Source organism: Bacillus sp. DHT2 (assembly GCF_026241455.1).
Taxonomy (GTDB): domain Bacteria; phylum Bacillota; class Bacilli; order Bacillales; family Bacillaceae_G; genus Bacillus_A; species Bacillus_A pseudomycoides.
The window spans coordinates 1-19,251 of the sequence record NZ_JAPHWH010000018.1; the positions used below are offsets into that span (position 1 = coordinate 1).

17 protein-coding genes and 3 tRNA genes are annotated in these 19,251 nt (G+C 37.5%); 2 read left to right on the forward strand and 18 right to left on the reverse strand.

Features of this window, described 5'->3' with window-relative positions; all coding sequences use genetic code 11:
- Window positions 1-50: 50 nt before the first annotated feature.
- The 4 genes from ORL93_RS27020 to ORL93_RS27035 form a co-directional block, all read right to left on the reverse strand.
- Window positions 51-125: transfer RNA gene (locus ORL93_RS27020), tRNA-Glu, on the reverse strand.
- Window positions 126-133: 8 nt separating this feature from the next.
- A tRNA-Ser gene (locus ORL93_RS27025) sits at window positions 134-224 on the reverse strand.
- A 3-nt stretch (window positions 225-227) separates the two neighbouring features.
- Window positions 228-302: transfer RNA gene (locus ORL93_RS27030), tRNA-Asn, on the reverse strand.
- A gap of 83 nt (window positions 303-385) precedes the next feature.
- Entirely contained in the window at window positions 386-871 is a 486-nt protein-coding gene (locus ORL93_RS27035; RefSeq protein WP_018767122.1) for a SprT family protein, read from the reverse strand.
- 254 nt (window positions 872-1,125) lie between these two features.
- Here ORL93_RS27035 and cmpA point away from each other — a divergent pair, with 254 nt between their 5' ends.
- Window positions 1,126-1,242, forward strand: a complete 117-nt coding sequence (gene cmpA / locus ORL93_RS27040; RefSeq protein ID WP_017154227.1) for a cortex morphogenetic protein CmpA — start codon at window positions 1,126-1,128, stop codon at window positions 1,240-1,242.
- A 109-nt stretch (window positions 1,243-1,351) separates the two neighbouring features.
- Here the strand turns inward: cmpA and ORL93_RS27045 are convergent, their stop codons facing one another.
- The 6 genes from ORL93_RS27045 to acpS all read right to left on the reverse strand — a co-directional run bounded on the left by ORL93_RS27045 (window position 1,352) and on the right by acpS (window position 7,376).
- Window positions 1,352-3,520, reverse strand: a complete 2,169-nt coding sequence (locus ORL93_RS27045; RefSeq protein ID WP_018782023.1) for a Tex family protein — start codon at window positions 3,518-3,520, stop codon at window positions 1,352-1,354.
- Window positions 3,521-3,585: 65 nt separating this feature from the next.
- Window positions 3,586-3,936 carry a type II toxin-antitoxin system endoribonuclease NdoA gene (gene ndoA / locus ORL93_RS27050; RefSeq protein WP_003194532.1) on the reverse strand — a complete coding sequence of 117 codons (351 nt, stop codon included), beginning with the start codon at window positions 3,934-3,936 and terminating at the stop codon, window positions 3,586-3,588.
- A 4-nt stretch (window positions 3,937-3,940) separates the two neighbouring features.
- Window positions 3,941-4,228: an antitoxin EndoAI gene (locus tag ORL93_RS27055; protein WP_000004571.1), complete on the reverse strand. Its 288-nt coding sequence runs from the start codon at window positions 4,226-4,228 to the stop codon at window positions 3,941-3,943.
- 248 nt (window positions 4,229-4,476) lie between these two features.
- Entirely contained in the window at window positions 4,477-5,646 is a 1,170-nt protein-coding gene (gene alr / locus ORL93_RS27060; protein ID WP_018782022.1) for an alanine racemase, read from the reverse strand.
- Between the two features lie 266 nt (window positions 5,647-5,912).
- Window positions 5,913-6,860 (reverse strand): LolA family protein, encoded by a 948-nt coding sequence (locus ORL93_RS27065; RefSeq protein WP_029427332.1) that lies wholly within the window; start codon window positions 6,858-6,860, stop codon window positions 5,913-5,915.
- Between the two features lie 156 nt (window positions 6,861-7,016).
- Window positions 7,017-7,376, reverse strand: coding sequence for a holo-ACP synthase (gene acpS, locus ORL93_RS27070; RefSeq protein WP_006093158.1), 360 nt, complete (start codon window positions 7,374-7,376; stop codon window positions 7,017-7,019).
- A gap of 92 nt (window positions 7,377-7,468) precedes the next feature.
- Between acpS and ORL93_RS27075 the strand changes: the two genes are divergently transcribed.
- Window positions 7,469-8,029 carry a rhomboid family intramembrane serine protease gene (locus ORL93_RS27075; RefSeq protein WP_042511364.1) on the forward strand — a complete coding sequence of 187 codons (561 nt, stop codon included), beginning with the start codon at window positions 7,469-7,471 and terminating at the stop codon, window positions 8,027-8,029.
- 3 nt (window positions 8,030-8,032) lie between these two features.
- Here ORL93_RS27075 and uvsE read toward each other — a convergent pair whose 3' ends face one another.
- The 8 genes from uvsE to ORL93_RS27115 all read right to left on the reverse strand — a co-directional run bounded on the left by uvsE (window position 8,033) and on the right by ORL93_RS27115 (window position 19,203).
- Window positions 8,033-8,995, reverse strand: a complete 963-nt coding sequence (uvsE, locus tag ORL93_RS27080; protein WP_265959975.1) for a UV DNA damage repair endonuclease UvsE — start codon at window positions 8,993-8,995, stop codon at window positions 8,033-8,035.
- Window positions 8,996-9,084: 89 nt separating this feature from the next.
- Window positions 9,085-10,659: a degradosome RNA helicase CshA gene (cshA, locus tag ORL93_RS27085; RefSeq protein ID WP_018782018.1), complete on the reverse strand. Its 1,575-nt coding sequence runs from the start codon at window positions 10,657-10,659 to the stop codon at window positions 9,085-9,087.
- A 305-nt stretch (window positions 10,660-10,964) separates the two neighbouring features.
- Window positions 10,965-12,341 (reverse strand): UDP-N-acetylmuramoyl-tripeptide--D-alanyl-D-alanine ligase, encoded by a 1,377-nt coding sequence (locus ORL93_RS27090; RefSeq protein ID WP_006093155.1) that lies wholly within the window; start codon window positions 12,339-12,341, stop codon window positions 10,965-10,967.
- Window positions 12,342-12,402: 61 nt separating this feature from the next.
- Window positions 12,403-13,488 carry a D-alanine--D-alanine ligase gene (locus tag ORL93_RS27095; protein ID WP_018767130.1) on the reverse strand — a complete coding sequence of 362 codons (1,086 nt, stop codon included), beginning with the start codon at window positions 13,486-13,488 and terminating at the stop codon, window positions 12,403-12,405.
- A 446-nt stretch (window positions 13,489-13,934) separates the two neighbouring features.
- A complete protein-coding gene (locus ORL93_RS27100) occupies window positions 13,935-15,209 on the reverse strand; it encodes an MDR family MFS transporter (RefSeq protein WP_006093154.1) in 1,275 nt (424 codons plus the stop codon).
- 108 nt (window positions 15,210-15,317) lie between these two features.
- Window positions 15,318-16,733 carry a branched-chain amino acid transporter BcaP gene (gene bcaP, locus ORL93_RS27105; protein ID WP_018767131.1) on the reverse strand — a complete coding sequence of 472 codons (1,416 nt, stop codon included), beginning with the start codon at window positions 16,731-16,733 and terminating at the stop codon, window positions 15,318-15,320.
- Between the two features lie 378 nt (window positions 16,734-17,111).
- On the reverse strand, window positions 17,112-18,281 hold the full coding sequence (locus tag ORL93_RS27110; protein WP_098017824.1) for a homogentisate 1,2-dioxygenase: 1,170 nt from the start codon (window positions 18,279-18,281) through the stop codon (window positions 17,112-17,114).
- Window positions 18,247-19,203 (reverse strand): fumarylacetoacetate hydrolase family protein, encoded by a 957-nt coding sequence (locus ORL93_RS27115; RefSeq protein WP_265959976.1) that lies wholly within the window; start codon window positions 19,201-19,203, stop codon window positions 18,247-18,249. The genes ORL93_RS27110 and ORL93_RS27115 overlap by 35 nt, the downstream gene beginning before the upstream one ends.
- Between the last annotated feature and the right edge of the window lie 48 nt (window positions 19,204-19,251).

Below are 19,251 nucleotides of genomic sequence, written 5' to 3' on the forward strand. Positions count from 1 at the left end.
CCCCTGCTTGTAAGGCAGGTGCTCTCCCAGCTGAGCTAATCCTCCAAAAGTGGTGACCCGTACGGGATTCGAACCCGTGTTACCGCCGTGAAAGGGCGGTGTCTTAACCACTTGACCAACGGGCCAATATGAATGGCAGAGAAGAAGGGATTCGAACCCTCGCACCGCGTTAGCGATCTACTCCCTTAGCAGGGGAGCCCCTTGAGCCACTTGGGTACTTCTCTGTATGGCTCCGCAGGTAGGACTCGAACCTACGACCGATCGGTTAACAGCCGATAGCTCTACCACTGAGCTACTGCGGAATAAGAAAGACAAGTTATATCTTATAAAAGTTCATACTATAAGTCAAGTCGTTTATACAAATTCTTGTACAAACGTGACATGTTTATAATATACTGGATTGATTTTTAACTGTCAAGGTGTTTTTTATCTCTTTCAATCTACCTTTACACTTCCCGCAAACATATCTTTTTGTATTTATTTGACGCCTTCTTCTATATTGAAGAAAACATCTCATACATTCATACATATGAGTTTTAATCACCTTCTCTTCTTCGCTCATTCTCTTACAGAATCTAGGCGCACCAACCTTCTTCATTAACTGACGAAAATCTCGATCTCGATGTTGGTACCCTTTCCCCATAATATGCAAATGATAATGACACAACTCATGCTTAATAACGCCAATCAGTTCTTCTTCTCCATACACTTCATAATAACGATAGTTTAATTCTATATTATGACTTCGCAATAAGTACCTCCCACCAGTTGTACGTAGTCGTTTATTGAACATTGCTTTATGTAAAAAAGCCCTACCGAAATATTGCAACGATATTTCTTCTACAAGTCTTTGAACTTCTTTTTCATTCATTTTCATTCCCCCAAAAACTAAAAATAAACTTACACTTTTCCTCTTTCTTATACATATATTAAATAGTACATATACCCATCCTCATTCAAAAGTGCAATTTCTATGAACTACCCTCTTCCTCATCTATCCATAGAACTTCGCTAACCAAACTCTTATAAGCAGTTCCCGAAATTGAGCTTTTTACTTACTTCGAATCTTATCTCAATGTATAGTGGGCTACTTGTTAGAGCCGGATTAAACAAGGAGGGATTCTTATGCCTACGTGGCTCCGAAAACAAATGCAACGTGCATATTTCGAAAAAAACCGGTATCAAATTAAGTTACTAAATGAATGCTGGTTTTATTATAGCAAAACACATCAAAATTCCTGATAAAGTGAACGTTATATCAGTGGGGGATGAAGGCTCCCCCACTAATTCAAATTTCACTAACATCCGTTCATAAAAAAAGAGCAGTGTCATACCTGCCCTCTTCCCATTATTATTCAATAGGTAACATTGCTAAGGCAACGCGCCCTTTTTTCATATCAACATCATCTACCCAGACCTTTACAATTTGCCCGACAGACACCACATCTAACGGATGCTTCACAAACTGTTTGCTAAGTTTAGAAATATGTACTAAACCATCTTGTTTCACACCAATATCGACAAACGCACCAAAGTCAACAACATTTCGAACAGTTCCTTCTAACTCCATGCCACGCTTTAAATCTTCTAATTTGAGAATTCCCTTTTTCAAAAGTGGTTTTGGTAATTCATCACGCAGATCTCGTTCCGGACTAATTAAAGCATCTATAATATCAATTAATGTCGGCTCACCGATATTTATCTCTTGAGATAATTTAGAGAGCTCTACTCCTTCTAAACACTTTTGTAAGTGCGGTTGTCCTACATCATCAATCGATAATCCTAAACTCTTTAATAGTAACTCAACATTTTTATACTGCTCTGGATGAATACTTGTTCTATCAAGTGGATTTTTACCTTCTAGTATGCGTAAGAAACCAATGCATTGCTCATACGTTTTGGCGCCTAAACGTGGTATTCCCTTCAACTCTGTACGCTTTGTAAATTTCCCATCTTCTTCACGTTTTTTTACAATATTTTTCGCAACTGTTTTTGATAATCCGGAAACGTACTGCAATAGCGCTACAGAAGCTGTATTCACATTCACTCCTACTTGGTTAACGGCTGTTTCCACGACAAATGTTAATGATTCATTTAATCTCTTTTGCGATACATCATGTTGATATTGCCCTACCCCAACTGATTTCGGATCAATTTTCACAAGTTCGGCAAGCGGATCTTGCAGACGTCTTCCAATCGAAATGGCACTTCTTTCCTCAACTTGCAAATCCGGAAATTCTTCACGAGCCAAATCAGAAGCTGAATATACACTAGCACCAGCTTCATTGACAATAATATAAAATACATCTTGCGGTACTACCTGTAAGACATCTACTATAAACTCTTCCGTTTCCCTAGAAGCTGTACCATTTCCAATCGCAATCATCTGAACCTGATATTTTTCTAGAATAGAAACAACTTTTGCTTTTGCATCTTCATATTTTCGAACAGGCGGATGCGGATAAATAACATCAATATGCAGAACTTTCCCTGTATCATCTACTACTGCTAACTTACATCCTGTTCGATACGCAGGATCTACCGCTAATACCACTTTCCCTTTCATAGGTGGCTGTAATAACAAATTACGTAAGTTCTCAGAGAAAATATGAATCGCTTGTTCTTCTGCTTTTTCAGTTAATTCTTTTCGAATTTCCCTTTCAATTGATGGCTGAATTAATCTCTTATATCCGTCTTCAATCGCTAATTGTACATAATCTGCACTTTCAGAAGAAACATCATGAATTACTTTTTTATGTAAAAAACGAACAATCTCTTCTATTGGCGGGACAACAGAAGCTTTTAGGACCTCTTCTTTTTCACCACGGTTCATAGCTAATACACGATGAGGTACAATCTTTTGCAGTGGCTCTTCATAACCGTAATACATCTCATATATATTTTTTTCATCTTTTTCTTCATCTTTTACAGAGGACGCAATCATTCCTTTTTTAAAGGTAACATTTCGAATCCAGCTGCGGTACGCCGCATTATCCGATATAAGTTCTGCAATAATATCTTGTGCACCTTGAAGTGCTTCTTGAGCGGATTGTACTTCTTTCTCGGCATTAACAAATTCCTTTGCCTTACCTGTCGGATCTTCTTTTGTAAATAGAAGTAGCCATTCAGCTAGTGGCTCTAGCCCCTTATCCTTCGCGATTGTTGCTTTTGTTCTTCTTTTTTCTTTATAAGGACGGTACAAATCTTCTACTTCTTGTAACTTTGTTGCAGATAAAATATGATGGTGCAGATCTTCTGTTAATTTTCCCTTTTCATTAATCAGACGAAGAACCTCTTCTTTTCGATCTTCAAGTTGCATCATATATTGCCATCTTTCTAAGATTGCACGGATTTGCACTTCATCTAAAGAACCTGTCCATTCCTTTCGGTAACGAGCAATAAATGGAACTGTATTACCTTCTTCTGTTAATTGAATAACATGACGAACTTGCTTTTCTGTAAAGCCTAATTCTTTCACTAACATTTTCATTAACGCTTGTCGATTATCTACCATTCCCATATACAACCGAAACCTCCTCTAATAAAAAAAGTTGCCCCTAAAAGAGAGCAACTTAAACTGCCGATTTAAAAATCTATTAGTCCTAAACTAATTTGTAAAGCTTCGTCTACACGACTCATCATCATCTCATCTAAATGAGTGATTTTGTCCGTTAAGCGTTGCTTATCGATTGTTCGAATCTGCTCGAGCAAGATAACAGAATCTCTCTCAAATCCGTACTTTTTTGCATCGATTTCCACATGTGTGGGCAATTTTGCTTTCTGAATCTGTGCAGTAATAGCCGCTACAATCACAGTCGGACTAAAACGATTTCCGATGTCATTTTGAATGACAAGAACCGGACGAACGCCTCCTTGCTCAGAACCAACAACTGGGGAAAGGTCTGCAAAATACACGTCGCCGCGTTTTACAATCAAAATATTACCCCCCGCTAACTAAGCGTTCTACTGTATGAGCTGCTTCATACTCTGCTAAGAAAGCTTCAGATGCAATACCAAGATTAATTTTTCCCATTTCAATGTACCCACGTCGCATTGATTCATGTTGGTAGCGTTTCTTCGTCTTATGTTGACGCAATAACAGTTGTGTTGCCTGGCAAATTAGTTCATGGCGATTCTTATTCTCTTGTTTTCCAATTCCGTCCAATTCCGTTACCACTTGCTTTGGCAACCGAACCACGATTTCAGTAGTTACACTTGATTCGGACACAAAAATACACCTCCACCGTCAACTACACACCCAAATATATATGACACCTATTGTAATAATACCATTGTATGGAGCCTGTTGCAAAGACTTCCTTATTCCTTGTTTATGTTTTCCAATTAACAAATAAAACATTCACTCTCATTTACTTTTTATCTCTTTTTAACAAGAAGTGAAGGGAAATTTCCACGAACGGGAGCCCCCATCATCATTGATAACTAGCAAGTAGGAACTATCACAAAGATGTTTGCTTATATATCATTTAAATAGTTTATTACTTTTACCACTTCCCCATGTCGTATGAATACACGTGGAACACGAAAACTAATTGTCGCGATAATCTCATAATTAATGGTATTTGAATACTCGGCAACCTCAGTTGCACTAATGTACTCATCACCTTGCTGTCCAATCAGGGTAACCTTTGTTCCAAGTGGTACTTCACAGGGAAGATGCAACATACATTGATCCATTGTAATCCGACCTACAATAGGAACTCTTTTCCCCTGAACGAGCACTTCAAATCCCTGTAGTCGTCTAAGCCAACCATCTGCATATCCAATCGGTACTGTCGCAATCCACTCTTCTGTCTTCGTCCGATATGTGACATTATAGCTAATCCTATCACCTTTAATGACTCGTTTAATATGTGCGACTGTTGTATGAAGTGAAAGAGCAGGTTCTAATTTAATTGGTAAATAAGGGCGTATTTCTACAGAAGGTGATAACCCATACATTGCAATTCCAATTCGAACTGCATTAAATGTAATTCCATCAAATCGCATAGTAGCTGCACTATTTGCCGTATGAATAAATGTTGGATTCACCCCGAATGCTTTCAACCAACTAAGTTGCTCTAAAAAAGTGTTATACTGCTTATCAAAGTAAGATGTCTCTACTTCATCTGCTGTTGCAAAATGCGTATATACCCCTTCCAACTCCAAAAAGGGGGCATCTTCTAAGCTTCGTAAGAACTCTTTTAGCTCTTTACGTTCACGAATCCCAATTCTACCCATACCACTATCGAAGTTAATATGAAACTTCATCGGGAACGGGCTATCCCAAATTTCTACTGCTTCTTCAACCCATTCCTTTTGAAAAACAGTTAGTGCTACATCATTCTCAGCAGCTACATTCACATCACGTGGCGGTGAAGGACCTATTACTAAAATTGGTGCAGTAATCCCAGCGCGCCTAAGTACTAGTGCCTCATCTAAAAAAGCAACTGCTAATCTTGTTGCTCCTGCTTCTAATGCTGTTCTTGCTACTAGAACATAGTCATGTCCATATGCGTTCGCTTTCACTACAGCAAAAATCTCGACACTTTCCGGAATGATTTCTTTAATGTGCGTTACATTATTGTAAATTGCATCCAAATTTACTTCTACCCACGTATCACGGTAAAACGATGATTTTTCCATAAAAAACACTTCCTTATATACGATATGCGAAGCTCATTCTTTTATATTCGTCTTTTTATGAAATCCATTCCTCAAGACAAGAAAAAACGTGGTGCATATACATCACCACGCCTTAAAAGTTTATCCCGCTATTCACGGGCATTAAAACCCCACCCTCAAGATTTAGAGAAAAACAAAGAAAATAGATGGGGAGTAACTGCCCGTAAAAGCCTGATTTGTGATGACTTTCCATCAATTTGGAATCCCCCACTGATGGAATTTCCACTTTATTTCACCTGCTTTTCTGCAACAGAACGAGCTACCATTAACAGCTCATCTGGTTTTAAATCTTTAGACACGAGCATATATTCCACTCCGTTATGCGACCATGTTAATGAGTCTTTCGCTAGAGCACCAATTGTAAAACCAAGATCGACTAACTCTCCACTTACACTTATTGACGCTGAAGCTTCAGCAACCTTCGCTTTTTCTTGTATCAATGTAAAGGATTTCTTATTTCCAGTGTATGTGAGTATCGCACGCTTACCACTGTCTGTCTTTAACTCTTTTTCTTCATTTAAAACCATCCCTTGCGGAGTATCACGTGGATATAAAATAGCAAATGGCTTATCTTCTTTCGCTGTTGTTTGCACATCCACTTGCGCCCTGGACATATTTTGTTTCGTATCAAATGCCCCCTTATCAAACTTTGTATCAAACTTCACTTTTGAAAAATCTACTTTCACAAGAACATTTTGATCATTATCCATCAATTTCACCGAAACAGGCGCTAAATCACTTTTATTAAATTTAATCTCTTGCTTCGGCAGCATATTTTGATGGTGGTAATTCGTTTTTGTTTTAAACACATAATATTTATCCGTTTTCTCAAATGAAAGATTCTTATCATTTAAAATATCTCTTACAAGTGACTCATACAAATAAGCTTGGCTGCTATTTTGCGGCCAGTCGCTTTGAAATCGAAAACTTTTATTAAGAGCTGGTGTTAATACAAAAACACCCTCATTATTTCGTAAAATAATTTGGCTTTGATCCTTTTTCGTGTTTTTTAAATTCACACGATAATAAGAAGGTTCTTTGTGCCAAACTTCCACGTTATACTCTTGTGGTTCATTCCCCGTTTTAATAGATAACTTTGCTTCAGCTTGATAACTCTTCATACTCTTAACCTTCGCTTCTAAATCTCGCACGATGTCTTCCTGTTTCTTTTCCATACAACCCGCTAACACGAAAACGGTCAATAAACCGACAATAACTAAAAATAGCCGCCTTTTCATCATTTCAGCCCCTTTGCCCCTATAAATGAATGGAAGATATTTCTTCCTTATCGCTAAATCAAATATATGAGACAAAGATGTAAAATATGCAGACTAGCGTGACGAGCTTTCTAAAACAACCTGTGCCACTGCAAATTCTCTACTATGACTGATTGATAGATGAACGATGTGCTCTGTATTTGCAATAAGAACTGGCTTACCTCTATCATCATTTTTTATTTTAATATCCAAAAAACTCACTTCTTTTCCAATACCTGTTCCAAGAGCTTTAGAATACGCTTCTTTCGCTGCAAATCTTCCCGCTACAAATTCTACAAGACGATTCCCTTTTAATTTAGAAGCAACACTACGTTCCTCCTCAGTTAAAATACGCTCCATAAATTTAAGCTTTCCATCTAGCATTTTTTCAATTCGATTTAGTTCGATAATATCAATTCCGATCCCTATAATCATTTCAAAATTCCCCTTCTTCTATTTGTCTTCCTTCATTCATATTGTAAGAATAACAGAGAATCTTTCCGATGCAAAAGGAGTGAAAATATAAAATGCCAATACCCTATATGCGAACCACCTTACAACCCGTCATTCTCTCTTTACTTTTCTTGCAACTAATCATGATGATAATAGGAGATCTTTTCTTCCCTACTTTAGCTGCTTACAATGAATATATTTCTAAGGGAGAATGGTGGCGATTTATAACTTCTCTATTTATACATGTAGACTTTCAGCACTTTCTTTCCAATAGCATTTGTCTATTTCTTCTCGGTCAATCTATCGAAAAACAACTAGGGAGTATTCGATTCCCTATTTTATTTTTTACTGCTGGCATTAGCGGCAATATTTTCTCTTATATTATTATGCCCATCGGGTATGTTCATGCCGGCGCATCCGGTGGAATTTTCGGATTACTCGGTGCACAGCTTTTTCTTTTATATAGTCGCTATCGGTCTTCTCAACCAAAAGAGTTAATTTTCTTTTCTTTAATTATATTACTATTACTTCTTTTCACATTCTTCAATCCGTCCGCTAATCCTATTAGCCATTTAACCGGACTACTAATTGGTGGTATTTGCACTCCATTTTTAGCAAAAAAAACGATGGTGTAGAGCTTATTTAATATAAAAGCTCCCACCATCAATCATTTCTACCTCTGATTTTGTACCAAGATCTCGTATTAATCGAAATAAAGATTCATCCTTCTTTTTCGCTTCAATCATACAATCAATTTGCGAAACGCTACCTTTGATTTTCTGTAAAAAGGATAGAAATGTATCTGCATCAATAAAGTCTGCGTGTGCTCGAGGATCATTGCCTTCTCTCGGGCTGGAAATATGCATTTTGATTGGTAATAAAGATGTTTTCCAAGTATTTACTACACGGTCCCAATCTTCATACCAATCTTCTTCATCGTTATTCATCATATGATGATGCAGGTCAAACACGACTGGAACTGCCAATTTTTCACCTAAATATAGTGTTTCTTTTAATGAAAAGGTCGTATCATCATTTTCTAACATAATCATTTCTTGAATACTTGCAGGAACATTTGACCAATTTTCAATGAAACGTTCTAACGCAAGTTCTTTATCATCATATCCACCACCAACATGTAACACAGAGCGATGACTCCGCTGTATGCCCATTCCTTTCAATAATTTCCGATGCATTTGAAGCGTCTTTATTGATTGTTTCAAAATATTTTCTTGCGGTGAATTTAACACAACAAAGTGATCAGGATGAAAATCGATCCTCATCTTCATCCGATGCGCATACTCACCCACTTCTTTTAATTTCTCTTTTAAAGGACGAATGTAATTCCAATCCAACAATTCTTCATGGTTTGCTAGAGGAATTAACTTTGAACTAAACCGAAAAAATGCTATATCATGTCCCTTATTATGCTTTAATAACCGTAAACAATTTTCCAAATTAGAATTAGCAATTCTTTCAAGTTTATGAATCGCCGCCTCTCGATCTTTAATACGTTGAAATTGTGCATATGTCATCGTTTGAGATGGAGATGCATTGTTCAAGTGTACACTCATCGCTACATAACCAAGTCTTACAAGCATAAAGTCCCTCTTTTCTATACAACTTATTTGTAGTATGCACAATTACACAAATAAAAAAGAGGCTGACCTTTTGGTCATCCTCTTTTTTATTAAGCTTGTGGCTTACGGCTATGATGTTTTCTTTCGCCGCGTCCATTTGAAGATCCTGGGCGCCCCTGGCCTTCACCTTTACGACCACGGTTACGGTTACCATCACGGTTACCATCACGATTACCGTCACGATTGCGACCATCACGGTTGCGATCGCGATTACGACCATCTCCACCGCGTCCATCGCGACTACGGTTACGGTTACCATCACGGTATCCATTTCCGTTACCACCGCGCTTTTTAGAACCTCTTGAAACAACTGGTGGCTCTGATGTTAAAGCAATCGGTGTTGTATCTGGCTCTTTTGTCATCATTTTTAAAGCAGCTGCTACAACAGTTACAGAATCATTTTCTTCTAACATTTCTTCTGCAATACGTTTGTAGTATGATAAGTTATCACTTTCAATTGTGCTTTGAAGTTTTTCTGCGATTAAACGTTGTTGACCTTCTAATGCTTCGTCAAGTGTCGGTGCATTCATACGGTCTATTTTACGTTTTGTTGTATGCTCGATATTTTTTAATTGTCCTGATTCACGTGGCGTTACAAATAGCATCGCAATACCTTTTTTACCAGCACGGCCAGTACGACCAATACGGTGAACATATGATTCTGGATCTTGTGGAATATCGAAGTTATATACGTGTGTTACACCTGAAATATCAAGACCACGCGCCGCAACGTCTGTTGCAACAAGAACTTCAATAGAACCTTCTTTAAATTTACGCAATACAGACATACGTTTCGCTTGTGTTAAATCACCATGAATACCTTCTGCTGCATAACCGCGTAAGTTTAAAGCTTCTGATAACTCATCCACACGACGCTTTGTGCGACCAAATACAATCGCAAGCTCTGGAGATTGAATATCTAATAAACGTGTTAACACGTCAAACTTTTTCTTTTCTTGCACTTCTAAATAGAACTGCTGAATGTTTGGCATTGTTACTTCTTTTGCTTTTACTTTAATGTGTTGAGGCTCAGTCATGAAACGTTCAGCAATACGACGGATTGGGTCTGGCATTGTTGCTGAGAATAATAATGTTTGATGTGTTTCTGGCACATCTGTTAAAATTGCTTCAATATCTTCAATGAAGCCCATGTTTAACATTTCATCTGCTTCGTCAAGAACAACAGTTTCTACGTTTTGTAGACGAAGTGTTTTACGGTTAATATGATCTAAAATACGACCCGGCGTACCAACAATAATGTGTGGGTGTTTTTTTAGAGCACGAATTTGGCGGTTAATATCTTGGCCACCATAGATTGGTAAAATACGAACACGTTTATGTTTACCAATTTTGTAAAGCTCTTCTCCAACTTGGATTGCTAATTCACGCGTTGGCGCGATAACAATACCTTGAACTGATTCTTTATGTGTATCCACTTTATCTAATAGTGGTAATCCAAATGCTGCTGTTTTCCCTGTACCTGTTTGTGCTTGCCCAATAATGTCTTTACCTTGCAATGCATGTGGAATTGTTTCAGCTTGAATTGGCGTAGCCTCTTCAAAGCCCATACTTTCAACAGATTGCAGTAAAGAATCACTTAATCCTAATTCTCGAAATGTTGTCAATGTTACTTCTCCTTTTCTATCCTATACTTATCATTTAAAAAAAGGCGTTTTCCGAATTTGCGGAAAAGCCCTTTTCCTGAATGCTCACGTATATAAACGGGCGTATATTCTTCGCGAAAATACTTCTAAACGTTATTACACTTTATCAATTATAAGTTTTGTATGTGCAAAAAGCAAACCCAACTGTTACCTTATTTCATATAAAGAGCTTTTTTCTTCACTTTTATTTTTTTATTTTTTACTGTAAGCGCTTATTAGCAGTTTCCACTATTTTTGTATCTATCATCCCTATTTACACGCACCAATTATTTCAACATCGTAATAACTTCTTCCAACTTCATTCCGCGAGATGCTTTCACTAATACAACGTCTTTCACATCAACGATTGCTTGTAAATTTTTCACAAGCTCTTCTTTATTGTCATATACTTTTACACGTTCATTAGGGAAGTTAATTTTTGCTCCTTCAGCAATTTGCGCCCCAAGTCTACCGTACGTAAATACATAGGAGATTCGTGCAGGGTCAATTAACTTACCAACTTCATAATGAAATTGCACCTCTTGGTCTCCAAGCTCTAGCATATCACCAAGAACAACAATTTTTTTAGAAAATCCGTCTAAACCATTCATTAAATGAAAGGCAGCTTCCATAGCTGTTGGACTTGCATTATATGCGTCATTAATAATTGTTAACCCATTTTCTGTTTTCACAATTTCCATTCGCATACCTGTCATTTGAAGTGTTACTAAACCTTGCTTCATTTCTTCCCACGTTACACCGAAGTATTTCGCAATCGCCATTGATGCAAGTGTATTATACACATTATGCTTCCCAAGAACTGGAAGATAGAACACGACATTCTCATCCTGATTCATCTTAAAGTACGTTCCTGTCGCCTGCAACGTTACAGATGTTGGATAATAATTATTCGCCCTTGCATCACCAAATGTAATTGTCTCCGCAGCTAGGTTCATGCTCGGAACACGATTTGTTAAAAGCGGTTCATCACCATTGTATACAAATACTCCACCATCCTGTAATCCTGTAACAATTTCAAGTTTCGCCTCAGCAATCGCATCGCGAGATCCTAAATCCATCAAATGTGCTTCCCCAATATTTGTAATGATTGCAGCGTTCGGGCGAGCTAACTTAGATAAAAATTCAATTTCACCTCGGCTCGACATTCCCATCTCCAATACAGCCATTTCTGTATTTTCTTCTAGGCTTAAAATAGTAAGCGGCAAACCGATATGGTTATTAAAGTTCCCCTCTGTTTTTTGAACCTTAAATTTGGTTGCAAGGAGGCTTGTCACAATATCTTTCGTAGACGTTTTACCGTTACTTCCTGTTACACCTATAACTTTTACATCTAACTGATCACGATAGCTTTTTGCTAATGTTTGCAGCGCTTCTAATGTATCTTCTACAAAAATCACTGGTATATTCACAGGAGGATTTTGCACATTTTTTTTCCAAAGCGTAGCTACAGCGCCATTTTCAATTGCTTTTTCTACAAAAGAATGACCATCAAAGCGATCACCCTGAATCGGAATGTATAAGTTTCCTGTTGTAATTTTTCTTGTATCAATAGATACACCTTGTACAGTTTCATTAACGTATTTTTCCGCTAAACCTGCACCCATTACCATTTGCTCTACTTGTTTTAACGTTCGTTTCATCATACATACCACTCCTTACATAGAAGAAACACTATTCTCTTGAATAGTGCTTCCCCCTTTTTTGTTAGATTGTATATTTAATTTTTTGCTTTTCTTCGTGACGCTCAATTGCCAAACGAATCAATTCTTCAATTAACTTCGGATATGGCAAATCCGTGTGTTGCCATAGCAGCGGGAACATACTAAATGGCGTAAATCCTGGCATTGTATTTACTTCATTAATATATACTTCCCCATCTTTCGTTAAGAAGAAATCCGCTCTTGTTAATCCAGCACCATCTAAAGATTGGAATGCACGAATTGCATCTCTTTGAATCGCCTTTGACTCTTCTTCTGTAACTTCAGCTGGAATAATTAATGCCGTATCGCCATCAATGTATTTTGATTTATAATCATAAAACTCTTTCTTCGGTACAATCTCACCGATAACAGAACATTTTGGCTCATCATTACCTAAAACGCCAACTTCCACTTCACGACCTACAATATTTTCTTCTACGATAATTTTGCGGTCAAATTGGAACGCTTCTTCAAATGCTTTTTCTAATTCTTCACGATCTTTACATTTATTGATACCAACACTTGATCCAAGGTTCGCTGGTTTGACAAAGCATGGGTAGCCTAATACTTCTTCTACCTTTTCATAAGCTGCTTGGCAATTTTTCTCCCATACACTGCGAATGAAAGATGCATACTTCGCTTGTTTCAATCCAGCTTCAGCAAAGATATTTTTCATAACAACTTTATCCATACCAGCAGCTGATGCTAATACACCGTTACCAACGTATGGAATATTCATTAACTCTAATAACCCTTGTACTGTTCCATCTTCACCATTCGGTCCATGTAACAGCGGGAAAATAACATCAATTGCCTCTTCTTGTTTAGAAGAAGAAGGTATAATTTCTGTACTTAATGATACTGGAGAAATTGCATTTTCCTCTCCATTCATTTGCAATGCTTGCACGCTCGTTACTTCACCTTCAATGCGTTCACCACGCATCCATTGGCCTTGCTCTGTAATATAAATTGGATGAATCTCGAATTTTTCTTGATTTAATGCTTTAATAGCAGCAAGAGCTGTTTGTAATGAAACTTGATGCTCTGCTGATTTCCCACCATATAATAAACCTAATTTAATTTTCGTCAATGAAATCACCCTAACCAATTGTTTTCATTTTTCTATTTTAGCACTTTTTATAAAAATAGGCAGTTCCTATTTGAAATAAAGTAAAACTTTTCTCAATAGGAGTCTTACCGCCTTCGAATAGCGCGATAAAATGAAACTTCCATAAAGTGAAACTTTAATCAGTGGGGATTTTCTTCATCCCTCACTGATTATTAGTTGAACGAATCCGGCTTTTACGGGCAATTCCCCCCACCTAACTTCTTTACTTTTGCTGAATTTTGAGGCGGGGGTCTTACTGCCCGCAAATAGCGGGATAAATAGCAGAACGGTTTCACCAATTGCATTTTTACGAACAGCTATTGTAAATTCATATCCTTTTCTTGCACCAAATCTGTGTCATCCCTTGATCTAGTTATGTATCTAATATATATGAAGAAATGCTGTTTTTTGTGTATGTCACCTATTGATTAAGAAGATTGTTTCGCCACATTTCCCTTTTGTCTTTGTTCTACAAGGTGATCTAAAGAAATATATACAAGACCGGCTATTACACACCCCACTCCTAAAATCGTAAACAATACATGCCCAAGCGATCGATCAAGTAGTAGTCCGCCAAGAAGCGGGCCGAACGCATTCCCTGTAATCCACTGCAAACTTGCCGCCCCCATATATGTTCCACGTAAATGCTCTGGTGCCAAATTTGCAACAAATGTCATTTGTACAGGAGACATAATCATTTCACCTAGCGTATATACCGCATAGACAACAAGTAATGTTATTAAAATAACCGTACCCTCTGTTCCAAATTCACCAAACCACCTTGGAAGCCAACCGATGAATAACAGCCCGATTCCAAATAACCATGCCCCATATAACATCGTCTTTCCAACTGGTTTATCTGTTGCCCATTTTGAAATTTGGAATTGGAATAAGACAACTAACAAGCCGTTTAAAGCCATTAAATATGGATATGGGTTATTTTTCCCAAAGATTTCTTTCATTTCATTATCAAAATGAAGGGGGAGCATGCCTTCTGTTTGCGAGAAACCCATGGAAATAATAATACCAGCCAATAAATAAATCATAAGTACCTTATCTCTCAAAACAACTTTCCAAACAGATTCTGCTTCCTTTTTCGTATTCCCGTCCTCTTTCAATGCAGTTTTCGGCATCGTTTCTTGAATAAGCATTAACACAAGAAGTGCATAAAGCAGCATTGTAGAGGAAGCAATAATAAATACAAGGTTTTTCGAAAGTACAACTACAGAAGCACCCATAATCGGTCCGATTGCCGCGCCAATATTATGCCCCATTCGCAATAAACCGTATGCCTCCGTCCTCTTTTCAGGCGCTGTGACATCCGCTACCATCGCCGATGCTGCTGGATGAAATAATGAATTACTTAACCCTAAAAAAATAGACAAAATAGCATAAGGAATAAATCCTTCTATAAATAAAAAACCGAGCATCAACAATGCATTACTTGCCATCGAAAATATCATAATAGGTTTTCTACCATATATATCAGCAATTCGGCCACCTATAAGCGAACCAAAGCTTGCCGCAATAGGAGAAAGCGCCATAATAATCCCTACTTGTAATAAAGAATCTACTTTATCTTTTAAATACAATGCAAAAAATGGCATTAACATCATCATTGCAATTCCATTCAGTGTTTCTCCTATAAAACGAATCCACACATTACGGTCCATTGCTTGTAATTCACGCCATGTCTTTTTCATTTACAACACCCCTTTAATCAACCACTCCTTATCTTATATTAATTTTAGAAAAATGTAAATTTTCAAAACAAAAGATCCGTTCTATTCTATTTAGAACGGATCTTTTTCCTATAAATTCGCTGCATTCTCCTCATCTTTTTTATTACTTAAAACACTATGCTTTCGACTATATAAGAAGTAAAATGCTACACCAATCACCATCCAAATGCCGAAACTCATCCATGCGGTTCCTGATAATTGAAGCATTAAATATACACAAAAGATAACCGTTAATGCAGGTAAAACTGGTACAAGTGGCACTTTAAAAACACGTGGTAAATCTGGGTGTGTTTTTCTCATTACGATAACCGCAACTGCTACAAGAGCAAATGCCGATAATGTTCCCATATTTACAAGGTGTGCTAATACATTTAAGTCGATAAGCCCCGAAATAAGTGCTGCGATAATTCCTGTCGTCCATGTATTTAAAAACGGTGTTTTAAATTTCGGATGAACTTTCGCAAGACGCTTTGGTAATAACCCATCGCGACTCATTGCATATGAAACACGAACCTGCCCATACATCATAACTAACATTACAGTTGTAATCCCTGTAATTGCTCCTACCGAAATAACACCCGCTAAACCATCTTGTCCAATAAACTGAAGTGCGAAAGCTACTGGATCAGAAATATTCAGCTGACCATAAGGTACAATTCCTGTCAAAATAAGTGAAACAACGATATAAAGAATCGTACAAATAAGTAATGATGCTATAATACCAATTGGTAAATCGCGTTGCGGACGTTTTACCTCCTCCGCTGCCGTTGATACAGCATCAAATCCAATGAATGCAAAGAATACCGTTGCAGCCCCAGCCATTACACCATCAAGACCAAATGGCATGAACGGCGTCCAATTTTCCGGCTTTACATAATTAAAACCAGCAAAGATAAAGAGTAATACAACTGCTAGCTTAATAAAAACCATAATATTGTTTACGCGAGCACTTTCACGTACACCTCTAGATAAAAGGGCAGTCATAATTAAAATGATAATAACAGCTGGTAAATCGATAAGGCCACCCTTTCCTGTTCCAGGAGCAGAAGATAAAATGGTCGGAATATGAATCCCAAAACCTTTTAACAAAGATTGGAAATAAGCAGACCATCCATTGGCTACCGCAGATGTTGCTAATAAATATTCCAACATTAAATCCCATCCAATTAAAAATGCAAATACCTCTCCCATCGTTGCGTACGTATACGTGTAAACACTTCCTGAAACCGGAACAGAAGATGCAAATTCTGCATAACAGAATGCAGCAAAGGCACAAGCTAACGCAGCTATAGCAAATGATAAAATGATAGCTGGTCCAGAGTGTTTCGCTGCCACAACACCCGTAAGAACAAAAATACCTGTCCCGACAATAGCCCCAATTCCAAGCATTGTTAAATCCAATGCTCCCAATGTTCTAGCTAATGTTTTCTGTTTACTTTCTTGCATTAGTTTTGCAATCGGCTTTTTTTGAAAAATTTGCTTCATAGCATGCACCTCTAAATTTTAATTTTCTGAAAATTTAATTATTTCTTATTTTACTCATAACATATTTTTTAGTCAATACTTTTGTCGAAATAAGCAGAAAAACATCTCATCAGCTAGTAGAATAAAATGCAATCAACACACAATTATTTCCATTATTTAGGTTTTTAACCATATTAAATTCGTAATTCGACATAAAAAGATAAATAATATACAAACAATACATATAACTATATCCCTATATCTTTTTATAATTATTTTTGATATTCTATAAATTGTCGATTCCAACCAAAGAAAGAGGCATAATCATTTTATGAGCATGCCTCTTTCTTTTATCTCGCTATTTACGAGCAGTGAGCCTCCCCTGATGGAAGTTTCACTTTATTTAGTATATGAACCTTCTTCAATCCAGCTATACATATACTTCTCATCTTCCGTTTCATGCGCTTGTTTCACAATACGGAGCGGACGGAACGTATCGATCATAACCGCTAATTCAATTGTTTCTTTTTTCCCTAAGCTTGCTTCTGTTTTCCCGGGATGCGGCCCATGTGGAATACCACTCGGATGGAGTGTAATTGAACCTTCTTCTACACCTTTTCTGCTCATAAAGTTCCCTTCTACATAATAAAGAACTTCATCACTATTTACGTTACTATGATAATACGGTGCTGGAATTGCTTCCGGATGATAATCATATAAACGCGGCACAAAAGAACAAATAACAAAGTTATGACCTTCAAAAGTTTGATGAACTGGCGGTGGCTGATGAATACGGCCTGTAATCGGTTCAAAATCTTCTACATTAAAGACCCAAGGATATAAATATCCATCCCATCCGACAACATCTAAAGGATGATGTCCCATAACATGTTTATGCATATAACCTCTCGACTTTGTCATGACAACAAACTCGCCTTTGTCATCATATGTCTCTAATTTTTCCGGCCCTCGAATGTCTCTTTCACAGAAAGGGCTATGTTCTAATAATTGACCATACTCATTACGATAACGACGCGGTGTTGTAATTTGGCTATTCGCTTCTACAACAAGGAACTTAGACTCTCCTTCATCTGGAATAACTCGGTAAATTGTTCCGATTGGAATCGTTACATAATCACCTTTCCGGTAATGAATCGTTCCAAACATTGTCTCAATTTTCCCAGTTCCATAATGAACGAATAACATTTCATCTCCATCACCATTACGATAAAAATAATCCATTTTTTCTGTCGGATTAACAACACCAATTAATAAATCTTCATTTCCTAATATAAAATTCCTCCCACTTAGCGCATCTCCAGTTTTTCTATTCTCTTTCGTGCGAAAATGACGATGAGCAAGCGCCACATCTTCTTCATACTGTAACTGACAAGAATGCGCTAACGCAGCATGTCCTACTTCAGTTGGCATATAATGATGATACAAAATAGATTGTGTACCAGAGAAACCTTTCGTTCCCATCACCTGTTCACGATAAAGTGATCCATCTTCTTTACGAAATTGTACATGTCGTTTATGAGGAAGCTCCCCCATGTGACGATAATACATGCCCATCACCCGCTTTCGTTTCTTTTTTCACTGTGTTACGCAATGTACCTAGTCCAGTGATCGTAAGTTCTACAACGTCACCATCTTGTAACCACTTTTCTGTACCAAGTTCTAAAATACAACCAGTGCCAACCGTGCCAGAACCAATTACATCTCCTGGATATAACGTAACATCTTGCGAAGCACGTTCTATCATTTCTGCAAACGTATAGTAAATATCTCGGAAATTCCCTTTAGACAAAAGCTCCCCGTTCACATGGGCAGTCATTTCCAAGTTATAACGTTCACCAGTGCGATAAACATCTAACTCCTCTTTTGTAACAAGATAAGCTCCTAATGAAGTAGCAAAGTCCTTTCCTTTTGCCGGACCAAGCCCTACTTTCATTTCCTCAGCTTGCAAATCTCTTGCGCTCCAGTCATTCATAATACAATAACCGAAAATATATTCTTCTGCTTGTTCACGCGAAATATTTCTTCCCTCTTTCCCAATAACACAAGCGATTTCTAACTCATAGTCAAGCTTTTGAGTTTGTTTCGGACAAGAAACTGTAACTTCTGGCCCGATGACAGCACGGTGATTTGTAAAATAAAAAGCCGGAATATCATACCACTCTGGAACAACATCTAATCCACGACGTACACGAGCCGTTTTGACATGTTGCTCAAATGCATAAAAGTCACGAATACTACCTGGGTTTGGGATGGCTGCACAAAGCTGCACATCTTCCAAAGCGTACATGCCACTTGTTGGTTTTCGAATACCATGGGCTATTTCTACATACTCATCTGCTTTCTCTAAAAAAGCAAGCATAGATGAAGGAAGAGTGCCATTACTTGCTATATTCATATCAATTACTTTGTCACCTTCCAGCCAACCAGCTCGCATCTCTCCTGAAGGAAGACGAAATGTAATCAATCTCATCAATTTTCCTCCTCACTATTTATACAAAATGAAACTTTAATCAGTGGG

Coding starts and splice junctions, on each gene's coding strand:
- ORL93_RS27035 (WP_018767122.1), bottom strand. CDS start 871: ATGAATGAAAAAGAAGTTCAAAGACTTGTAGAAGAAATATCGTTGCAA.
- cmpA (WP_017154227.1), top strand. CDS start 1,126: ATGCCTACGTGGCTCCGAAAACAAATGCAACGTGCATATTTCGAAAAA.
- ORL93_RS27045 (WP_018782023.1), bottom strand. CDS start 3,520: ATGGGAATGGTAGATAATCGACAAGCGTTAATGAAAATGTTAGTGAAA.
- alr (WP_018782022.1), bottom strand. CDS start 5,646: ATGGAAAAATCATCGTTTTACCGTGATACGTGGGTAGAAGTAAATTTG.
- ORL93_RS27065 (WP_029427332.1), bottom strand. CDS start 6,860: ATGGAAAAGAAACAGGAAGACATCGTGCGAGATTTAGAAGCGAAGGTT.
- acpS (WP_006093158.1), bottom strand. CDS start 7,376: ATGATTATAGGGATCGGAATTGATATTATCGAACTAAATCGAATTGAA.
- ORL93_RS27075 (WP_042511364.1), top strand. CDS start 7,469: ATGCCAATACCCTATATGCGAACCACCTTACAACCCGTCATTCTCTCT.
- uvsE (WP_265959975.1), bottom strand. CDS start 8,995: ATGCTTGTAAGACTTGGTTATGTAGCGATGAGTGTACACTTGAACAAT.
- ORL93_RS27090 (WP_006093155.1), bottom strand. CDS start 12,341: ATGATGAAACGAACGTTAAAACAAGTAGAGCAAATGGTAATGGGTGCA.
- ORL93_RS27100 (WP_006093154.1), bottom strand. CDS start 15,209: ATGAAAAAGACATGGCGTGAATTACAAGCAATGGACCGTAATGTGTGG.
- bcaP (WP_018767131.1), bottom strand. CDS start 16,733: ATGAAGCAAATTTTTCAAAAAAAGCCGATTGCAAAACTAATGCAAGAA.
- ORL93_RS27110 (WP_098017824.1), bottom strand. CDS start 18,281: ATGTATTATCGTCACATGGGGGAGCTTCCTCATAAACGACATGTACAA.
- ORL93_RS27115 (WP_265959976.1), bottom strand. CDS start 19,203: ATGAGATTGATTACATTTCGTCTTCCTTCAGGAGAGATGCGAGCTGGT.